The 20,784-nt window shown below is 49.4% G+C and carries 20 protein-coding genes; 11 read left to right on the forward strand and 9 right to left on the reverse strand.

Annotation, left to right across the window (positions count from 1 at the left end; genetic code table 11):
* Nucleotides 1–21: 21 nt before the first annotated feature.
* The 6 genes from N5910_RS03075 to purC are packed head-to-tail and all read right to left on the reverse strand — an operon-like array spanning nucleotide 22 to nucleotide 3,559.
* Nucleotides 22–312 carry a signal recognition particle subunit SRP19/SEC65 family protein gene (locus tag N5910_RS03075; RefSeq protein ID WP_074359722.1) on the reverse strand — a complete coding sequence of 97 codons (291 nt, stop codon included), beginning with the start codon at nucleotides 310–312 and terminating at the stop codon, nucleotides 22–24.
* Between the two features lie 10 nt (nucleotides 313–322).
* Nucleotides 323–1,114: a uroporphyrinogen-III synthase gene (locus tag N5910_RS03080; RefSeq protein WP_084531163.1), complete on the reverse strand. Its 792-nt coding sequence runs from the start codon at nucleotides 1,112–1,114 to the stop codon at nucleotides 323–325.
* Nucleotides 1,115–1,162: 48 nt separating this feature from the next.
* Complete coding sequence (cobA, locus tag N5910_RS03085) at nucleotides 1,163–1,882, reverse strand: uroporphyrinogen-III C-methyltransferase (RefSeq protein WP_261599758.1); 720 nt, start codon at nucleotides 1,880–1,882, stop codon at nucleotides 1,163–1,165.
* Between the two features lie 9 nt (nucleotides 1,883–1,891).
* Nucleotides 1,892–2,542 (reverse strand): phosphoribosylformylglycinamidine synthase subunit PurQ, encoded by a 651-nt coding sequence (gene purQ / locus N5910_RS03090; protein WP_074358667.1) that lies wholly within the window; start codon nucleotides 2,540–2,542, stop codon nucleotides 1,892–1,894.
* Between the two features lie 3 nt (nucleotides 2,543–2,545).
* Nucleotides 2,546–2,800 (reverse strand): phosphoribosylformylglycinamidine synthase subunit PurS, encoded by a 255-nt coding sequence (purS, locus tag N5910_RS03095; RefSeq protein WP_074358668.1) that lies wholly within the window; start codon nucleotides 2,798–2,800, stop codon nucleotides 2,546–2,548.
* A gap of 12 nt (nucleotides 2,801–2,812) precedes the next feature.
* Nucleotides 2,813–3,559: a phosphoribosylaminoimidazolesuccinocarboxamide synthase gene (gene purC / locus N5910_RS03100; RefSeq protein ID WP_261599759.1), complete on the reverse strand. Its 747-nt coding sequence runs from the start codon at nucleotides 3,557–3,559 to the stop codon at nucleotides 2,813–2,815.
* Between the two features lie 153 nt (nucleotides 3,560–3,712).
* Between purC and glmS the strand changes: the two genes are divergently transcribed.
* A complete protein-coding gene (gene glmS / locus N5910_RS03105; protein WP_261599760.1) occupies nucleotides 3,713–5,488 on the forward strand; it encodes a glutamine--fructose-6-phosphate transaminase (isomerizing) in 1,776 nt (591 codons plus the stop codon).
* Nucleotides 5,489–5,612: 124 nt separating this feature from the next.
* On the opposite strand, the gene N5910_RS03110 is transcribed toward glmS, so the two are convergent.
* Both N5910_RS03110 and N5910_RS03115 read right to left on the reverse strand, forming a co-directional pair.
* Nucleotides 5,613–6,602, reverse strand: a complete 990-nt coding sequence (locus N5910_RS03110; protein WP_261599761.1) for a glycosyltransferase family 2 protein — start codon at nucleotides 6,600–6,602, stop codon at nucleotides 5,613–5,615.
* Between the two features lie 9 nt (nucleotides 6,603–6,611).
* The gene (locus N5910_RS03115) at nucleotides 6,612–7,733 is read right to left on the reverse strand and encodes a glycosyltransferase family 4 protein (protein WP_261599762.1); all 1,122 of its coding nucleotides are present in this window, start codon (nucleotides 7,731–7,733) and stop codon (nucleotides 6,612–6,614) included.
* A 196-nt stretch (nucleotides 7,734–7,929) separates the two neighbouring features.
* Here N5910_RS03115 and N5910_RS03120 point away from each other — a divergent pair, with 196 nt between their 5' ends.
* The 10 genes from N5910_RS03120 (at nucleotide 7,930) to argB (ending at nucleotide 19,595) form a co-directional block, all read left to right on the forward strand.
* Nucleotides 7,930–10,278: a PAS domain S-box protein gene (locus N5910_RS03120; RefSeq protein WP_261599763.1), complete on the forward strand. Its 2,349-nt coding sequence runs from the start codon at nucleotides 7,930–7,932 to the stop codon at nucleotides 10,276–10,278.
* Nucleotides 10,279–10,365: 87 nt separating this feature from the next.
* Nucleotides 10,366–11,544: an MnmC family methyltransferase gene (locus N5910_RS03125; RefSeq protein ID WP_261599764.1), complete on the forward strand. Its 1,179-nt coding sequence runs from the start codon at nucleotides 10,366–10,368 to the stop codon at nucleotides 11,542–11,544.
* A 205-nt stretch (nucleotides 11,545–11,749) separates the two neighbouring features.
* The gene (gene tgtA / locus N5910_RS03130) at nucleotides 11,750–13,687 is read left to right on the forward strand and encodes a tRNA guanosine(15) transglycosylase TgtA (protein ID WP_261599873.1); all 1,938 of its coding nucleotides are present in this window, start codon (nucleotides 11,750–11,752) and stop codon (nucleotides 13,685–13,687) included.
* Entirely contained in the window at nucleotides 13,687–14,040 is a 354-nt protein-coding gene (locus N5910_RS03135; protein ID WP_074358677.1) for a nascent polypeptide-associated complex protein, read from the forward strand. The genes tgtA and N5910_RS03135 overlap by 1 nt, the downstream gene beginning before the upstream one ends.
* Nucleotides 14,040–14,771 (forward strand): metallophosphoesterase family protein, encoded by a 732-nt coding sequence (locus N5910_RS03140; protein WP_074358678.1) that lies wholly within the window; start codon nucleotides 14,040–14,042, stop codon nucleotides 14,769–14,771. Before N5910_RS03135 ends, N5910_RS03140 begins: the two co-directional genes overlap by 1 nt.
* 39 nt (nucleotides 14,772–14,810) lie before the next feature.
* Nucleotides 14,811–15,836: an NYN domain-containing protein gene (locus tag N5910_RS03145; RefSeq protein WP_074358679.1), complete on the forward strand. Its 1,026-nt coding sequence runs from the start codon at nucleotides 14,811–14,813 to the stop codon at nucleotides 15,834–15,836.
* Nucleotides 15,836–17,041: a hypothetical protein gene (locus tag N5910_RS03150; RefSeq protein ID WP_261599874.1), complete on the forward strand. Its 1,206-nt coding sequence runs from the start codon at nucleotides 15,836–15,838 to the stop codon at nucleotides 17,039–17,041. The genes N5910_RS03145 and N5910_RS03150 overlap by 1 nt, the downstream gene beginning before the upstream one ends.
* A 51-nt stretch (nucleotides 17,042–17,092) precedes the next feature.
* Nucleotides 17,093–17,377, forward strand: a complete 285-nt coding sequence (locus N5910_RS03155; protein WP_074358681.1) for a hypothetical protein — start codon at nucleotides 17,093–17,095, stop codon at nucleotides 17,375–17,377.
* Nucleotides 17,378–17,473: 96 nt separating this feature from the next.
* Complete coding sequence (argJ, locus tag N5910_RS03160) at nucleotides 17,474–18,673, forward strand: bifunctional ornithine acetyltransferase/N-acetylglutamate synthase (RefSeq protein WP_191216429.1); 1,200 nt, start codon at nucleotides 17,474–17,476, stop codon at nucleotides 18,671–18,673.
* Between the two features lie 40 nt (nucleotides 18,674–18,713).
* Entirely contained in the window at nucleotides 18,714–19,595 is an 882-nt protein-coding gene (gene argB, locus N5910_RS03165; protein WP_191216430.1) for an acetylglutamate kinase, read from the forward strand.
* Between the two features lie 141 nt (nucleotides 19,596–19,736).
* Here argB and aksF read toward each other — a convergent pair whose 3' ends face one another.
* On the reverse strand, nucleotides 19,737–20,729 hold the full coding sequence (gene aksF / locus N5910_RS03170) for a homoisocitrate dehydrogenase (RefSeq protein WP_261599765.1): 993 nt from the start codon (nucleotides 20,727–20,729) through the stop codon (nucleotides 19,737–19,739).
* Nucleotides 20,730–20,784: the final 55 nt, after the last annotated feature.

Here is a 20,784-nt window from a genome sequence, read left to right on the forward strand (position 1 = left end):
GATTATGGTCCTGGAGTCATTCTATTTATTTTTCTTCTTCTGGGATTTTATCAGCCTTGCAACCTTAAGGAGGATGTCCTTTTTCCTGCCATCATATTCAACGATCACCCTTCCAGAGGATTCCCACCATGATGCAGGGTAGGATTTATCAGACTCCATCCGGGCATCCAGCTGGAGCTTCCTGAGCGCCCTCAGTATCTCACCGGAACTGGGGGCCTCAACCGAATCCTCCAGGGGTATCCTGCGACCTTCACTCCTTGACTTTCTGGAATCAATATAAGCTGGCCATATTATCATCCTATCATCCCTCATACCATGCATTTCACTGATTCACTGCCCTTGCAAGTTCGGTTATCATGTCCTTAACGGTGTACCTCCCGGGTGTCAGGGCATCCAGCCCGTACTCTGAGAGTTTACTTAGGGTTATGGGGCCTATGGCTGCTATATGTATCCCCTTCATGGACTCTAGGAGTTTATCCCTCCGGTCACCGGCGATCCTGAAGAGGTTTTCAACCGTAAGGGGGCTTGTGAATGTCACCGCATCAACCTCACCCCTGATTATACCATCGATGAGTTCGTCTGCAGGGCCCCTGTCAGAGGGCAGGGTTGAACGGTAGGCCTCTGCAACGAATACATCAGCACCCATCTCCTCAAGACCCTCAGGGAGCACCTTCCTTGCTGAGAGTGTTCTTGGAACAGCAACCCTCTTACCTTTAAGTTCATGCTCTGAGAGGGCATCAAGGAGGCCCTCTGCAGTGTAATCCTCCGGTAGAAGGTCCACCCTCATGCCATGTTCAGAGGCCACATCCCCTGTCCTTGGCCCTATGACGGCCACCATGCATTTCTCATTAAGCCTCTGGGGGAAGTCGCTGCAGGCCTCAAGGAGGGATTCGATGGCTGCTGGTGAGGTGAATATGATCCAGTCCCATTCAGATGCCCTCTGGCATACCTCAAGGAGGGATTCTGTGGCTGCGGGTTTCAGTTCAAGGGTTGGTGCCACAACCGCCACCCCACCTGCATCTTCTATTATCTTAACAGCCTCTGCTGACCTCTCAGCAGGTCTTGTCACCGCGACCCTCATACCCTTTAGGCTTAATGGTTTTTCTTCTGGCATGGTCTCTCTCACCTCTGGCCGGGATATAGTCTCTCCCACACCCTTCCTTCATGGTTCCATGGAGTTAATGATTCTCCTGTAGACATTGACCACTTCACCCACGACTATGATTCCCGGAGGCCTGATGTCCTTATCTGCTATGTCACTGACCGTCCCGAAGACGACCCTCTCATCACTTGTCGTGCCCTTTTCGATTACACAGACCGGCGTGTCCCCTGGTCGGTGCTTCATGATCTCCTCCATGTTATCACGCAGGTTACCTACACCCATGAGTATTATGAGGGTGTCCGCCCTGTAGTCCCAGTGCACCTGTCTCTCGGGTTTGGTGGGGTCCTCGTGTCCAGTTACCACGGTGAAGGATGTTGCAACGCCCCTGTGGGTGACCGGGAGTCCTGCTGATGTCGGGACGCCAACGGCTGAAGTCACCCCGGGGATGACCCTGGTTTCTATCCCTGCCTCACTGAGGGCCAGGATCTCCTCACCACCCCTCCCGAATACGAAGGGGTCTCCACCCTTGAGTCTTACAACGGTCTCGTGTCTGCTTCCCTCTTCAACCAGTATCCTGTTGATTTCCTCCTGGGTTTTATGGTGCTCGCCGGGTTTTTTGCCCACGTATATGAGTCTGGCGTCATCAGGGGCGTATTCAAGGATCTCCTCACCTGCAAGCCTGTCATAGACAACAACATCGGCCCTTTCAAGGACACGGATGGCCTTAAGTGTGATGAGTTCAGGGTCTCCTGGCCCTGCACCCACAAGATAAACGACCATGGTATCACCTCAGATCTTCATGATACCCCTGAAGAATTTGAATCCATCCTCTGATCCCAGTATCGCCTCTGATGCCCTTTCAGGGTGGGGCATGACAGCACATACCAGCCCTGACTCGTCACAGACCCCTGTTATACCATCCATGGAGCCGTTGGGGTTTTCACCATGGAACTGGAGGATCACCTGGTCGTTGTCCCAGACCTCCTGGATGTTATCATGGTAGTATCTGCCCTCGGCGTGCGCAACAGGCATCCTTATAACCTCATCTTTCCTGAAGAGACGGGTGAAGGGCGTCCTTGTGGTCTTCACCTTCAGTTCTGTCCACTGACAGTTGAACTTGGGATGCTCGTTGACCGTGAATACACCGGGCACCAGGCCGACCTCTGCCAGTATCTGGGCTCCGTTACAGATTCCAAGGACGGGTTTTTCCTCCTTCACAAGGTCCCTGACAGCGTCCATAACAGGTGTTATCGCGGCTATTGCACCTGCACGGAGGTAGTCCCCGTATGAGAATCCCCCGGGGATTATAACAGCGTCAAGGTGTCCGAGGCTCTTCTGATCCCACCAGACATACTCTGGTTCGGCCCCTGCCAGTTCCAGGACATGGTAGACGTCACGGTCACAGTTGGACCCTGGAAACCTTATAACTCCCACTTTCATCCTTCAACCTTCCATCTCACTTATGCTGACCTCATAGTCATGTATCACGGGGTTGCAGAGGAGGCGCTGGCACATATCCTCAACCTCCTTCTCAACGGCCTCAAGGCTGTCTTCATCCACCGTGAAGGTTATGATGTCAATGGTGTCTGTATCCTCAACACTGTATCCTAGGAGGGCCAGGGCCCTCTGGATGGTTGATGCCTCAGGGTTCAGCATTCCCTTCTTGAGTTTTATCCTGACCTCAACATGAAATTTCACATGAATCACCTTCTACAGTTTGACCTTCCACCTTTCAATGTCCTCGGGGTCGAGGATCATCTCAGCAACCCTCCGGTAGGCGCTGACCACACCTGACTCTCCGCGACGGAATATGTCCTTATCAAGGGGTTCTCCGGTGGCCATGTCCCAGAGCCTGCAGGTGTCGGGGCTTATCTCATCCCCAAGCCTTATATCTCCATTACTGTCCCTCCCAAATTCAAGTTTAAAGTCGGGGAGCACCAGGCTCCTGGACCTGAAGAACTCTGTAAGCACATCATTTATCCTTAGGGTTATGCTCCGTATCTCATCAAGTTCCTCCCGGGTTGCAAGGCCAAGGGCCAGTATTATGTCATCGTTGAGCATGGGGTCCCCGTGTTCATCACTCTTATAGTCCATCTGGATGAGGGGTGGTCTGAACTCCTGACCCTCCCTGAAGGGAAACCTCCTTACTATGCTCCCGGCTGCAATGTTCCTTGTTATGACCTCCAGGGGGATCATTTCAAGCCTCCTTGCGAGGATACATCCGGGTTCATGGAGTTCAAGGTACTGGGTTGCCACACCGGCATCCTCAAGTACCTCGAATATCTTGGCTGATATGAGGGAGTTGTAGTACCCCTTCATCTCCAGGGTGTCCTTCTTTTCACCGTCACCTGCAGTTATATCATCCCTGAATCGTATGGCAACAACTTCAGGGTCATCTGTCTCCAGGATATCCTTTGCCTTACCACTGTAGAGCAGACCTTTAATCTTCACATTCATATTATCACTTGGGGTTAAGAGATTCTCCCGGACACGGCGGCCGCGGGTTAAGTCTTTAAATTTAATTTATTGTCTAAGACTTATATAGGTGTAAATCTTATTAGAGTTATATCACGATTCAGTTTATATTTATCATGCTTCTAGGGTGAAATAATGTGTGGCATTGTGGCTTGTATACTTAAGGATGGCAGGGCCGCCCCGGTGCTCCTTGACTGCGTCAGGAGGCTTGAATACAGGGGCTATGATTCTGTGGGTATTGCAACGGCTGACCCATCAATAAAAATCAAGAAGGACAGCGGTAAAATCGATGAGGTGGATGAAAGGCTGGACCTGGCTGACCTTCCAGGTGAAGTGGGCATCGCCCATGTACGCTGGGCAACCCACGGACTCCCAACCTCTGAGAACGCCCATCCCCATACTGATTGCACAGGGGAGATAGCTGCTGTCCACAACGGCATAATTGAGAACTACCTTGAGCTCAGGGAGGAGCTGGAGGCAGAGGGCCACAGGTTCAGGTCAGAGACAGACACCGAGGTCATACCCCACCTCATAGAGAAATACATGGATGAGGGGATGGATCTTGAAGCCGCAACAGCCACAGCCATAAAGAAGCTCAGGGGTGCCTACGCCATTGCAGTGATATCATCAAGGGAACCCGGGAGGATCATAGGGGCCAGGAAGGAGAGTCCCCTCATAGCGGGTCTGGGGGATGGTGAGTACTTCCTCGCATCGGACGTGCCGGCGATCCTCAACCACACGGACAGGGTCATCTACCTTGATGACGGTGAGATGGCCATCATCGACACGGAGATCAGGGTCAGGGACATGGAGGGCAACATCATCAGAAAGGATATCCATGTCATTGACTGGAGCCCCGAGATGGCGGAGAAGGCCGGCTATGACCATTTCATGCTTAAGGAGATACATGAGGAGCCAGGGGCCGTCAGGGACACCCTCATGGAAATGGATGATGTCAGGAGGATCGTCAGTGAGATCGGTGAGGTTAAAAGGGTGTGTTTTGTTGCCTGCGGAACATCCTACCATGCGTCATTTGTAGGAAAGTACCTCTTTGAGAGCCTCCTTGGAATCCCCACCGATGTCATCCTTGCAAGTGAATTCAACTACTCCGTAAGGACCCTCACCGAGGACACCCTTGCGGTCTTCATAAGCCAGTCAGGGGAGACAGCAGACACCCTCAACGCCATCAGGGCGGCTAACTCAAGGGCCAGGACCCTTGCCATAGTGAACGTCCTCGGAAGCTCGGCCACAAGGGAGGCCCAGCACGTCCTCTATACAAGGGCAGGTCCTGAGATAGGTGTTGCAGCCACCAAGACCTATGTGAGCCAGCTCACAGTCATCTACATGCTTGTGGCTGCCATGGGGGGACTTGATGATCTGGTTGAGAAACTTGAGGGGGTCCCTGACATCATGGAGGAGATACTCAGGGATGAGGATGGTATAAGGGAGATGGCAAGGGCCTACTCTGAGGCTGAGGACTTCTTCTTCATAGGCCGCGGGTTCTCATATCCAACAGCCCTTGAGGGTGCCCTGAAACTTAAGGAGATAACCTACATCCATGGTGAGGGTTATGCTGCAGGTGAACTCAAACACGGACCCCTTGCACTTATAGATGATGGTGTCCCTGTCGTTGCAGTCGCACCCCCGGGGCCGTGCCATGATAAGACCCTCAGCAACGTTGAGGAGGTTAAGGCAAGGGGAGCCAGGGTCATAGGCGTCGGCAGCAGGGATGATGCTTCACTCAGGAATGAGGTGGATGACTTTATAGGCATGGATCCGGGTGTGGATGAGGTTATATCACCACTGGTCTACATAGTGCCCCTACAGCTCCTATCATATTATGTGAGTGTTGAGCGCGGAATAGACCCTGATAAACCAAGGAACCTTGCAAAGTGTGTTACTGTGGTTTAATTCACAGCTTTTCAGGGTTCGATTTTATACATTCAGCGGTTCCACATACACTTTTGGATAGGTGTGGTTTTGAGGTTGGTTTCTTTTTCTTTGTGAAAGGCATGTGAAAAAATCAGATCACTTTTCAGTTTTTGGGTACATTCACCCTCCACTTCAGTTTAAGGAATTCTTTTAGGTTAGATTCATAGGTCCTCTTTATATTTTTCCTTTTCCTGATAATTCTCCCCAGATTTCGGTATGCATCATACTTGGCTTTTAGTATTATAGTTTTCCCTCTTTTAAGGTTTATGAGTACCTGAATCACCTCAGAAAGCAAGAAAAATGGAATATATCTTATAATTAGCGAGGCAGGCATGTTTTTCAGGAAGGTCCAGGTGCAATTTCTCCAGTTGTGATAAATCGTAAAATCACTTACAAATGTTTTTGTACCCCCTTTATGGTGGTAGACAGTGGATTTAGGGGCATACCATGAGCTCCAGCCTGCCATTCTCAGTCTCAGGGCAAGATCAAAATCTTCATAGTATGCAAAGAAGTCCTCATCAAAGTATTCCCCGTCGACCTCAACATCTTCAAGTGCTTCTCTTTTATATAAACATGCGCCAGCACAGCATCCGAATATTTCTGTTTCCCATTCAAATTTTTCAGCCGGCTCATAGGCGCCCCTGTTAAACCCAAGACCATTAATGGAGTACTCAAGTCCAGCTGAATCGATCAGGTCGGGTCTGGAGCCCCATATCATTTTCGCCTGGACGCTGCCAGCATCTTTTATCTGTTCAGCCATCAGGATGAGGTTTCTGAGGAAATCCCTGTCCACGACTGTGTCATTGTTGAGACAGACAATATATTTGCATTGAGGGTCGGACATGGCGAGTCTTATCCCCTGATTGTTTGAGGCTGCGAAACCAATATTCGCATCATTCTCAATTAGAACTATCCTTTCATCCACATATTCCCTGTAATCATTTTTTATGAATTCAACGGATCCATCAGAGGATGCATTATCGATGAATATTATACGAAAATCAGAGTATGTCTGTTCAAGTAATGACCTGAAGTAGTTTCTCAGGAATTTAAGTCCATTATAGTTAGGTGTTATAACATAGGCGGATGGCATCGTGTCACCCTATATATGTTGCATGTAGATTTCTTCAAGGCCATCAACGATGATGTCCCATATGAACCTTTCTTCAACTATTCTTCTTCCATTCTCACCCATCTTTTCCCTCAGTTTATCATCTTCAAGGAGTTTCCTTATTTTGTGATGGAGTTCCTCCATGTTGAGGGGTTCAACCAGGAAACCGTTAACTCCGTCCTTGATGACCTCAACCACACCCCCTGATTTGTATGCAACTGCTGGAACACGACAGGCCCCTGCTTCAGCAAGGACGATGCCGAATCCCTCCCTTGTGGATGGCAGTACAAGCACCTTTGATCCTTTAATATTGGAGATAACCTCCGGGTAGCTGAGGCTGTGCTGGAAGGAAACCCTTTCACCCAGACCAGGATCCTCCACCATCTTCAGGAGTCTGTTTCGCTCCACCCCATCCCCAATTATTCTGAGGTTGAGGTCTTTGAATTGAGCGCTGAGGCCCCTGAAAACATTTATTAGGTGGTCAACATGCTTGTGTGGGGCTAGGCGACCCACGAATATTATGCTGTTATCTTCATCCGCCCTTACAGAATCTATGAGGTCAAGGTCAACACCATTCGGCAGAACATGGATATCATCTTTTTTTCTGCCATGGAACCCCCTGATGGCCGAGGCAGTGCTCTCGCTAACGGTTATTATACCATTATATGGTAGCCTCATGAGGATCCTTTCAAGTAAAGATGCTATCCATGAAGACTGGATCCACTGATCATGACCTTCTGAACTCACATCGTGTATCGTTGCAAGCATGGGGATTCTCCTTAACTTTGAAGCAAGAAAGGATGGAATGAGGGGTGAATAGGTCTGAGCGTCGATTATATCATATTTTCTTCTAATTATCCACATGAAAACTGCCAACATGAACCTGATAAAGTCAATGGATGATCTTACAGGAGGGGCATGGATTTCGGGTCCAAGGTGATAAACATTGATTCCATGGATTTTCTCGTGGTCAGGGACACCCTTAATTCTCATTGTTATCACATCAACTTCATGTCCCCTTTCAACAAGTCTTCTGGCTATCTCAAAGTACCTTCTTTCTCCTCCTCCACTGTAATGCGGTACAAAGAAGTCCGAGACTATAAGTATTTTCATGGGATTCACTTTTAATACTGTTATTCATTTTATTAGGAGTTCATTTTTATAATATTTATCAGCCTTTCATGTTTCTTGGGGAACTCTACTCCCGGTGATAAGAGAGTAACACTGTTTAAACTCTGGTGTGGATGGTTTACTTATATATCTATGAAAAAATAAATAATGACATAATTAAGTCTTGAAAGGTATCCTGATGAGCTTCATGGCCCCTATCTCAGTAGCTGGTTTTGTGATTTCACTGGCATCAGGGATCTATATACTTGTAAAGAACCCTGATTCAAGGTTTAACAGGCTCCTCTTTATTTTCGCTGTACTCATATCATACCTTTCACTGACTGACCTTGGACTCTACCTGGCAGAGTCCTACAAGATGGCCTACTTCTGGGTTAAGATGGGGTTCCTCTGGCCACTTGTAATACCGGTTATACTGCACGCGGTCCTTGTATTCACGGGTAGAATGAACCGATGGGCCATTACTGCAGTCTACGTCCCATCCTTTATCATAGCAGCCATTGAACTTTTAACACCACTCATAAGTGGAGGCCCTGTTATGAGTCCATGGGGATGGACCTTCATGGTCCCTGAGGACAAAATTCTCTATGATCTTGCAACCCTCTGGGGATTCTCTGTTGGTGTCCTTGCCATCCTTCTGACAGCAAAATTTTATGCTGATGCGCCTGCCTCAAGGAGGGGTGAGACATTATACCTCTTCATGGGTCTCATGATACCAATTTTTTCAGGTTTTGCAACGGATTTCTTCCTTCCAATCATAGGATACATTGTTCCTTCACTCACCAGCTTCGCAGCAGCCATAGGTGTTTTAATCATAGCCTATGGTGTTATGAGGTTCAAGATACCCATCCTGAGCCCCAGAACCGCTGCAGAGGATATTGTGAGGACCATGAATAATTTCCTCATAATTGCAGATAATGACTTGAATATAAATTATGCAAACCCCTCAGCGGAGAGGATAACGGGTTTCAGGTCCCTCCAGGGCATGAAGGTCAGCGATCTCTTCGAGTCCGATGGAATAGATTGGATGATTGATTCAACCGTTGAATCCATGATAAGGGTCCATGACGGCACCAGGATACCTGTGGTGGTCTCAGCGAGATACATAAATGATGACCGGGGACAGAATGTGGGAATAATCTTCACAGGATCCGATATAAGCCAGATAAAGGAGATGGAGGAGAAACTCAGGAGACGGGAGGACCGACTCACACTTCTAACCGAGCACATGGCAGACGGCCTCGGTGAATTTGACAGTGAATTCAGATTCAGATACCTCAGTCCCTCAATAGAAAAGGTCACAGGCTACGGCTATGAACATCTCATGGGCCTCTCAGCCCTGGAATTCCTTGAATACGTACATCCCGATGACAGGGAAAGGATCCGGGAACTTATAATTAGAAAAAATGAGGGTCACAAGGTGACATTCAGGCTCAGGAGACCTGATGGATCATACCGGTGGCTTGAATACGTGGATAGACCCATCTATCATGATGGTGATATCATGGGTTATGTCTTCGGGTTAAGGGATGTGCATGAACATAAAATTGCAGAGGAAGCCCTCATGTTAAGCAGGGAGAAATTCAGGGAACTCTTCAGGAACATGAACAGCGCCATAGTTGCCCTGGAGCCAGGGGAATTCAGGGTCACGGCAATGAACCCTGCCGCAGAGAGGATGATGGGTGCTGTATGTGAGGATATAAAGGGGGACCCTGTTGCGGAGGCCCTCCCGGGAATAGGGGGATCGGTTCTCATGGACGCCCTGAGGAAGGTCAGGGAAACAGGGGAACCGCTTCACTGCCAGGAGGTTGAATATAGGGGTATGTGGTTTGAGGTCCAGGTCTACAGGATCTCAACAGGCGACATTGTGATGATATGCGATGACATAACCATCAGGAAGCAGTATGAGGATGAACTCATAGGTACCATCCATGAGAAGGAGGCTCTGCTCAGGGAGGTTCACCACAGGGTCAAGAACAACTTCCAGATAATCTCAAGCCTCATAAACCTCCAGGCAGCGAACACCGCAGATCAAACAGCCCTCAGGGATCTTCAAAGGAGGATCCATTCCATGGCACTGGTCCATGAACTCCTCTATGAATCGGAGGACATCAGCAGCATAGACATCAGAACCTATATTGAGAGGCTGGTATCCTCCATCATGGACGGTTACAGGTCAGAGGATATAGGATACAGAACTGAAATTGCCCGGCTGAATGTCCCCATTGAAACCGCCATACCACTGGGACTCATAATAAACGAGCTCATAACCAATTCACTTAAACATGCCTTCAGGGGCAGGGGCGAAATCCTTATTAAACTTGAAGGTGATGATAAATATACTCTTACTGTTGCAGATAACGGTGCAGGGTTGCCGGAAAACTTCATAATAGAGGAATCAGATTCCCTTGGATTGCAGCTTGTAAGGGGACTTGTGGACCAGCTCGATGGGGACCTGGAGGTATCCGTTGGTGACGGGACCGAGTTCAGGATAAAATTTTCAGTTTCACACTACAGGCCCAGAATCTAGTTCATCCAGCTTTTTTACTGGTTCTGGAGGAGGTATCTTGGGGTCCTTTATATTGATGCCCTATTATTTGAGATGGTGGATTATACCATGGAGCCATTAACACCAAGGAGGGATGTCCTTGAATCCATCAGGGACTACTTTGAACTTGAATGCAGGGATGGTGTCAGCAGGAGGAAGGATGCATGGAGGAAGATTTCAGGGGACTTTATAAGGACACCTGATGGCTCATGGACCCTTGAATCATCACCAGGTGGCGAGGCAATGCACACGAGGAGCGGCGCAATAACAGAATCCCTTGAAAAATTCGTGAAACCAGCAGTCCCCAGTGATGCTGAGAGGATCAGGGTCCTTGACCTCTGCTCGGGCCTCGGCTACAATACAGCAGCCCTCCTTGACCATACTGGGGCATCGGAGGTTGAGGTGGACATGGTAGAGATCTCAGCTGAAACAATGGCAGCAGCCCTCCTTGTACCATCCCCCATAGAGGCCCATGAAATCGTAAGGAGCGCCTATGAAGAGTTTCTTATAGAGAGGGGATTTGTATGTGTGAGGACCACCATGGGGGTCCCTAAGAATATCCATATCAGGGTCCACAATGATGATGCAAGGAGGGTGGTGGCTGAACTTGAAGCAGGATCCTACGACGCAATATTCCTTGATGCATTCAGTCCCATGAGGGCCCCTGAACTCTACACGGTTGAATTCATCAGCATACTGGCGGAGCTCTTAAAATCTGATGGTGTCATTGCAACCTACACCTCAGCAGCCCCCTTCAGGGCAGCCCTCCTTGAGGCAGGTCTCTATGTGGGCAGAGGTCCGGTATTCGGTAGAAGGTCGGGGGGTACGCTGGCATCCCATGACCCTGAGATGATAAAGACACCACTGGGGTGGGCTGATGAGAGGATGATAGCCCTCAGTGATGCGGGAATACCCTTCAGGGACCCGGAACTCTCACGGGCCCCTGATGAAATAATTGAGATTCGGAGGAGGGATAGGATGGCTGCAAGAAACCTTACCAGACTATCATCCGCCGTCAAAACACCCCTATACCTTGGAAGGAACGTCCCTGAGGACAGAAACGGGCGTAGAGTCAGAAGAAACCTTGAAAGGGCAGGTATAATGGATAGTATGGGGAGGGAGGCATGCTACATTATATGTCCCCAGTCCCCTGAATGTATATGTGGCTGCGGGGAGAAAGGGCCCCTGAATTCAGGGGAGAGGATCATCATGATGAGACGGAGACTTGAAGAGGTTATGGGTGTTTAATTAGATGATACCTTTTACCTATGGAAACAGATACCCTAATGATTAAGATCTTTGAGGTAGCTGATGTTTGAGATATGAAATAGATACTTGAAGTTTGAGATTTGAGCTGTGATGTTTGAGTATGGAACCGATATATGTGATGGCACTTTGAGCTGTGCCAATTAAAACGGATATACGTGATTAACGTTTTCATGGACTGATGCTGATGTTTGAGATAAAATCTAAGGATGGACTTGGAAGGACAGGTGTACTGGAAACAGGGCATGGGAAGGTTAAAACACCGGCCCTCATGCCAGTAATCCACCCTGGAAAACAGACAATTGATGTCGGGGCTCATGGAGCCGAGATAGTAATAACAAACTCGTATATAATCTACAGGAACCCTGAACTGAGGGAGAAGGCCCTCAGGGATGGTGTACATAAACTCATAAACTTCAAGGGGCCTGTGGTGACAGATTCAGGTTCCTTTCAGCTTTCAGAGTACGGTGAGATAGATGTAACCAATGATGAGATAGTGATGTTCCAGGATGAGATAGGAACAGATATAGGGACCTCCCTTGACATACCCACACCCCCAGGGGTAAGCCACAGGAGGGCCCTTAAGGAGGTGGAGGTTACACTTCAGAGGGCAGAGGAGGCCCTTGAATACCGTGAGAGGATGATGCTGAATGCGGTGGTTCAGGGATCAACACACCCGGACCTCAGGAGTTACTGCGCATCACGCCTTGCAGAGCTGCCGGTTGAAGTCCACCCAATAGGCGCCGTCGTACCCCTAATGGAGTCCTACCGTTACAGGGAACTCGTGGACGCGGTCCTCTCATCGGTTTCAGAGCTTCCACCATCAAGGCCCAGGCACCTCATGGGGGCGGGCCATCCAATGATATTCGCCCTGGCGGTTTCAATGGGCTGCGACCTCTTTGATTCAGCAGCATACATACTCTATGCAGAGGATGACAGACTCCTCAGTACCGAGGGCACCCATAAACTTGAGAACATGCAGGAGATGCCATGCTCATGCAGTGTATGCATGGATCACACGCCCCAGGAACTCATGGGGATGGATAAGGAGGATAGAAGAAACCTCATAGCAGAACACAACCTCCATGTGAGCTTCGCTGAGATAAGGAAGGTCAGACAGGCGGTATACGACGGCAGCCTCATGGAACTTGTTGAGGAGCGCTGCAGGGCCCATCCAAGACTCCTTGACGGGTACAGGAGGATGTCAGCATACGCTGACCTCATTGAGAAGTTTGAGCCAAGATCAAAGAGGTCAGCCTTCTTCTACACTGGGCCAGAGTCCCTTGGACGCGTGGAGGTCCACAGGCACATCAGCTGGGTCCGGGAAAACCTCAGGGACGGCACCCTCATCATGAGGGCCCCTGAGAAGCCATACTCATCAAATCTCTCCTTAGGGAAGGTGAAGTACGTTTCAGAGAAACCCCTTAATGATGATTCATTGAACTTCGCCTTTCTGGACATACCCTTCGGTATCATCCCCCTTGAACTTGACCAGGTCTACCCCCTTGCACAGAATGATGCCCCCCTCTTAAGGGACCTTGACTCAGAGGAATTCCTGAGGAAACTCATCACGGAGTTCCGGGATAAGATTGCCCTTGAGGAGTCTCTGATGGGGGATCTGGGTGTTGAGTTTCCATCGGGGTACAGAGGGGAGGCCGATGTCCTGGTGGATGACCTCAGGAGGATAAGGATGATTGCAGATTACCAGTTCGGTGAGGGTGCAGGGGAAGCACTCTTTGATGATGATGTGAGGATTGAGAGGAGCAGGAAGACAGGGAAGATAAGACATATCTACACGAATGAGAAGCTCATATGCACCATGAGGGCCTCCGACGGCCTCCTCGTACTTTCAGCGGAGGGGGCGGTGAGGCTCCACAGGGGGAAAGGGTACCCTGCCAACAGGGTTGTGGTGAATGAGGATTCCGAGCCTTTCGCAAGGAATGGTAAAAGTATATTTGCAAAATTTATAATAGACTGTGATGTCAATATAAGGGCGGGTGATGAAGTTCTAATTGTCAGTGCAGGTGACGAACTCCTGGCCACGGGCAGGGCACTTCTCTGCGCCGAGGAGATGATGGACCTCAACTATGGCCAGGCTGTTAAAACAAGGAAAGGAGGATTTTAATGATACCCGGAATGGGGATGAACCCCAAGCAGCTCAAACAGATGCAGAGGGCCATGAAGCAGATGGGAATGGACATGAAGGACCTTCGTGGCGTTGAAGAGGTTGTAATCAAACTCAAGAAGAAGGAGATCGTGATCAGGAACCCCAAGGTCAACGTGATGGACTTCATGGGACAGAAGACCTATCAGGTTACAGGTAAGGCAAAGGAACGCTCCCTTGAGGAGAAACCCGAGATACCTGAGGATGACATTGAACTTGTCATGAACCAGACCGGTGCAAGCCGTGAGGACGCTGTCAGGGTCCTTGAGGAAACAGGAGGGGACCTGGCAGAGGCCATTATGAGGTTGAGCTGATGATTTTAATTGCCCATATCTCGGATCTGCATGTGGGCGCACCCAATTTCAAGGAGGACATACTCCTTGAGGCAATAAGGCAGATAAACAACCTTAAACCCGATGTCACCGTAATCAGCGGTGACCTTACAGATAACGGATACTACCTTGAGTTCCTTCAGGCCGCCGAGTACCTCAAGGACCTCAGGGGGCCCCACATATTTGTCCCAGGCAACCATGATGCAAGGCACGTTGGTAATGAGACCTTCGAGGAGGTCTTCACCTACAGGAAGGGGACCTTCACACTGGATGACCTCACCATAATAGGCCTTGACAGCAGCGAACCTGACCTTGACTACGGGAAGATAGGCAGGTCCCAGCAGATATGGATGGAGGAGGAACTTGAAAAGGCCTCCAGGAGGAATCACAGGACTGTCATAGCACTCCACCACCACATAATACCCGTACCGAAGACGGGGCGTGAGAGGAACGTCCTTGCAGATGCCGGTGACGTGCTCCAGTCAATAATAAATGGCGCCGCTGACCTTGTGATATCAGGCCATAAACATGTACCCCACGCCTGGAGGGTTGAAGACACCTTCTTTGTAACTGCAGGTACAGTATCATCCCTCAAACTCAGGGGTAAAGATATTAATTCATACAATACATATTATATTACCGATGATTCCATAAGGATAGTTCTCAATGAGGTGCAGGGGGAGAGCAGGGAACTGGCATCCCGCAGCATTTAAGGGGATTGAAGGGTTCACAATAATCTTAAAGGTGGTTACTTGAGGGTCATTATAGATGCATCAAACGTCGCCCATTCAAGGAAGAATGATGAGGACAGGCCATGTATAGACAACATACTGGCAGCGGTGGAAGAACTTGAAAAACTGGGCTATGAACCGGTCATCATTGCCGATGCATCACTGAGACACGAGATAGATGATAAGGAAAGGTTCAAAAAACTTCTGGATGAGGGAAGATTCCAGCAGGTACCCTCAGGTACAAACGCGGACCACTTCATACTGAAGATGGCTGAGGAGGAGGACGCGAAGATACTCTCCAATGACATCTTCAGGGAATACACAGATGAGTTCCAGGACATAAACAGCAGGAGGATACCCTACAGCTTCAGGGACGGGAAGATACTCATAGGCACCTCGGGAAAGCCAAAGAAGGTTAAAAATATCCTTCAGAAGATATGTAACGAGGCCCTCAGGGAATTTGAGAAGAAAAGGATTGACTCATACAGGGTTAAGAGGGGTAAAAAACTCAGCGGCATAGCCATAGCAAGGGAGGCAATTGAACGTATAAGCCGGAGCCAGGAGGAGGGTCTTGAACCCAAACTTGAAGGAATATTCATGAAGCTCCCCCTCTTTGAGAAGTTCATGAGCATGGTTGAGGAGGTTGAAAGGACAAGCAACTACATAATATTCGTCCTGGTCCATCCAAGGGACTACAGGGACGCCATAAAGTATGCGGGAAACATTGCGGTGACTGTGGGTGACAGGTTGAAGCTTGACCACGCGCCCCTGGTGGCCGTGAGGAACGACATATTCCTCAAACCAGGGACCTTTGAGCTCAACATAATGTACTCTGAGGATGTCATGGAGGAGGCCCCCCACAACGTTAACATAACCATAAATGACCATGACTACAGCTTCGTTAAGAAGAACTCAAGGAACATAGCAAGCACCATCGCTGCAAGGATAGGGTCCTGGAGGTTCCCCATAGTCTCTGTTAAACCAAGCATGCTTCTTGAGAAACCCGGAGAATTCGAGGTAGTTCTGGAGAAGGGAGGCAATGATTGATGGTCATGGATTACCTGATGCGCAAGGTACTTGGTTTTTTCCTGGGATACAGGGTCCTGAGCATAGGCACAAAGTACATGCCAACGAACAGCACGGAACGGGAATACGTTGAAATGCTGAACTACACCAAGACGATGCTCATAGAAATTAAAAGGGCCCATATAAACACCAGCAACATCTTCGACAACCTCACAAAGGAAATCGGAACAGAAAACCTGCCTGAGAACCGGAAGTTCATTGAACTGAAACCTGCAGAGAACCGGGTGGATGAATACGCCCTCCTGAGCAATATAATCATGGGAAGCGACCGTTACCTCTACATTGAGGTGTTCGATGGCGGGCGCATAACCGATGACTTCGCAGAGATAATCACCGGTGAACATGGGAAGATAATAGAGAAGAGCCCGAAGGAAGTCCTTGCAAGGTTCCTGTCAAAGAACGACGCCATAAGGGTAGCTATAAAGATTATAGGGGCAGGGAGCCAGAGGGGGATAAATGTAAGGGCTGCTGCCGGGATGACAGGTGCCGCTGCAATTGAACGGGCCATAAACCTCAACAGGGAGATAGGTGAGGTTCCGGGGGTGGGCTTCACAAAGCTTGGAGGGGAATTTGCAATAATATTCACAAACGAATTCAAACCCTCCAGGGGTGAGCCCTCCTACAGGGACAACTACCTCTTCATAGACGTGATGGACTCAACAGGGTTCATAGAGGAGCATGGACGCGACACCCTGGTTGAGATCATGAATGATATAAAGGTTTACATGGAAAAGAAGTGCCACGGGAAGATAGAGGGCTACAGGGAGGGTGGGGATGACCTAATCGCCAATTTCCCCACCAAGGACATGGCTCTCAGGGCGGGTATCGACTCTGCGTGGCATGCGATGGACAGCGGCGCCAACATAAGGGTGGGTATAGGAAGGACTCGGAGGGAGGCTGGGGAGAGGGCCCAGCTTGCAGATAACATAAAGCTGTGGAACCCCACATCCATCATGGTCTTTGATGTTGCAGATGGGATCTATGGCTACTTTATCCCATCCCCCTTCACACGGTCGGTTATGGATTTCCTCATGAACAGGAAGGCAGCTGTGCTCCTGATATTCATATTCGTATTCACGGCGACCTTCCTTGGCTGGAATATGGGACACTGGGAGTTCGGTTTAATAGCCATTCTACTGGCTGTCATCTACGCTGTAACTGCTTGATGCTGGAAATCTATTTAAGATATTAAATTGAAACTAATAAGGGGAGTTAAAATGAGACCTGAAACTGAGGCCAGAATAATAATCGGCTTTCTGATTTCCCTCATCGCCTTTGGCTGTGGCTCAGGTCTGGGCATTGCAATAGGTCTTTCCAATGGCACCGTTATGGATATTGCTGTCAATAATAGTTCTAGCAATGATAACCCTCAGCTCGTGCCCAGCAACACCAACACCCTGCCGATGACGGGTATAAAGGATCGTGGAATGGATGCTGCCAGGGGCGATGGGGAAGTCAACGTTGTCAATGAACAGGGATCCGCCAACAACACAACATACTGACACATGGGGGTCCCGGTGAACTTTTTTTCAGGGGGGTGATGTTCACGCGACCCTGTCCTGAAGCTGAAGGGTATGATTTAAAGGGTAGTGATGCTTATGGAACTGAAGTTTATAGATGGTGGAGTGTGCGCCGTTGATGGCGTGCTTGCATCGGGTTGCCGTGAAGGCAAATACGGTGTTGGAATAATCATCAGTAAAGATTCAAATGCAGCAGCCATATTCACATCAAACACCGTCAGGGCTGAGCCGGTTAAACTCACAGAGAAGGTCATGAGGGACGGTAAACTCTCTGCAATCGTTGCAAACAGCGGTAATGCCAACTGCTTCACAGGAAAGGAGGGGATGGATGACGCTGTCCGGATGGCAGAGAGGGTGTCGGAGGCTGCTTCGGTTGACATGGATGATGTTGCCGTTGCATCCACCGGTGTCATCGGAAGGAGGATGCCACTGGAAATCATAGAGAGGCTCATAGATGATGCTGCAGGGAGACTTGAAAATTCTCCCAGGGCATCCCGTGAACTTGCTGAAGCCATCATGACCACAGACACATATCCAAAGGAAGTGGCAGTGGAATTCGAACTTAAAAATGGCAAAAAGGCACGTATAGGTGCGGTTGCCAAGGGATCAGGGATGATAGCCCCCAACATGGCGACCATGCTGGCATTCATAACAACGGATGTTGATGCAACACCCTCCGAGCTTAAAAAGGCCCTCAGGAGGGCTGCTGATGAGAGCTTCAACATGCTCATCATCGATGGTGATGAGAGCACCAACGACATGGTAATAATAACATCCACCTGCAGGTCAGGGAGGATGGATGGGAACTTCCAGGAGGCCCTCAAGGTGGTATGCAGGAAACTAGCATGGATGATGGCCAGGGACGGGGAGGGAGCCACAAAGTCCTTCATGGTGGACGTGGTAAATGCAAAGGACAGTGAAGATGCACGTAAAGCTGCAAGGGCAATTGCAGGTTCATCCCTTGTTAAAACAGCCATATTTGGAGCGGACCCCAACTGGGGGCGTATAGTTGCGGCTGCAGGTTACTCGGGCGCGGAATTTAACTCTGATGATATCAGCGTGTCCCTGGAATCAGATGCGGGTTCGGTCACGGTGGTCAGGAGGGGTGAAATACTTGCCTTTGAGGATACAGGGGAACTTGAACTTGCAGAGGAGATAATGAAGGAGAAGGAGATAAGGATTATCGTTGACCTTGCAGCGGGAAGTTCAGGCGCGACAGCATATGGATGTGACCTCACATATGATTATGTGAGGATAAATGCAGAATATACAACGTAATTTAGATTAACTTACCGGAATCATTCTATCAGGTGTTTAAATGAAAACAGTAAATATCCTTGTGGAGGCATTGCCCTACATCAAGAAATTCCATAAGAAGAAGATAATGATCAAGTACGGCGGCCACGCCATGATAGATAATGCAGCCATGGACTCAACAGCCCGCGACACCGTCCTGCTGAAGTATGTGGGCATGGAACCTGTTGTTGTCCATGGCGGAGGACCCGAAATCTCAAGGGCCATGAACAAGATGGGTAAGCAGCCAGAGTTCATTGAGGGCCTCAGGGTTACGGATGAGGAGACAATGGAGATAGTTAAGATGGTCCTGGTTGGTAAGATAAACACCAGCATCGTGTCAAGGATATGCTACCATGGCGGGAGGGCCGTTGGCCTCTCAGGTAAGGACAGCAGCCTCCTCCTGGCCAGGAAGAAGGCGCCCCACGTGATCAGGGATGATGAGACCGGTGAGAAGAGGGAGATAGACCTTGGACTGGTAGGGGAGATCGAATCCCTTGACACCGGAATAATCGACATGTTAACGGAGAACGGTTACATCCCTGTCATATCCCCTATAGGTGTTGACAGGAACGTCAACACCCTCAACCTGAACGCTGATACCGTTGCAGGTGAGATAGCATCGGGTATAGGCGCTGAGAAACTAATAGTCCTCACGGATGTCCCTGGTATACTTGAGGACCCATCGAACCCTGAAACCCTCATAAGGAGGATAAGCGTTGATGAACTGAGCGACCTTGTAAAGAGTGGTGTTATAGAGGGCGGGATGCTCCCCAAGACCCTCACATGCATAAAGGCCATCAATGAGGGTGTTTCATCAGCCCATATCATCGATGGAAGGGTTAAACACTCCCTCCTCCTTGAGATATTCACAAAGAAGGGAATAGGCACCATGATAACCGGGTGAAGCGGTATCTCATGCCTTTCAATGTGATATGCAGCTTCCAGCATATCCCTTTTTTATAACTTCTTTTGATGATGAAAAATACGGTTTCCTTTTAATCACGGTGATTCAGGGGCAGTAACTGTCCACAGTATCCATTGAGGATTACAGCTCAAGGACTTCCTTCCTCACAGCATCGGCCATCCCGGATGTGGTTGCAGTCCCGCCCAGGTCAGGGGTCATGACACCCTTCTTCAGAACCCTCTCAAGTGCTTCCTGTATTTTCTGGGCTTCTTGTGGTTTTTTGAGGTGTTTTAGCATGAGTGCTGTTGATAGTATCATTGCTGTGGGGTTGGCTATGTTTTTTCCGGCTATTTGTGGTGCTGATCCGTGTACTGGTTCGAATATGGCGTTTTTTTCGCCTATGTTTGCTGATGGTGCTACTCCGAGGCCTCCGACCAGGGCTGCGGCTTCGTCTGAGAGTATGTCTCCGAACATGTTGGTTGTGACGATGACATCGAATTCATGGGGCTGTGTGATGAGGTACATGGCTGTGGCATCCACATAGTAGTCATTGGCCTCCACCTGGGGGTAACTGGAGGCGACCTCGTAGAAGACTTCCCTGAATATGCCGTCTGTCTTCTTGAGGACGTTGGCCTTATGGACGGCCGTAACACCGCCGCGGCCATCACCCACCGCGTAATCAAAGGCAAACCTCACAATCCTCTCGGAGGCAGCCCTGGTTATAACACGCCTTGCAACAGCACCATCAGACGTGTACTCCTCATCACCAACATAGAGATCCTCGGTGTTCTCACGGACAATCACAAAATCCAGGTCCGGATAAAGGCACGGAACCCCTGGAAGAGACCTTACAGGCCTTAAATTCGCAAAAAGGTCCAGTTCACGCCTCAGGGTGATTATGGCGCTTTTCTGCCCCGGCACGGTGGTAACTGCTCCGAAGAGTGTTGCATCAGCCTTCCTCACAAGCCTTATGGTCTCATCGGGTATTGTCTCACCGCACCTCCTGAAGCACCCGTCTCCTGCCTCTGCCAGTGTAAATTCAAATTCAAGGTCAACAGCGTCCAGCACGGTGAGGGCAGCATCCATAACCTCACCGCCAATACCATCACCGGGTATAACCGTAATCCTGTACATTAATAACACCTTCAAGATCTACTGGGGGAAATTCATGCATCTTTTTGAAGTCCTT

This window comes from Methanothermobacter wolfeii, assembly GCF_025397995.1.
In the GTDB taxonomy this organism is placed as follows: Archaea; Methanobacteriota; Methanobacteria; order Methanobacteriales; family Methanothermobacteraceae; genus Methanothermobacter; species Methanothermobacter wolfei.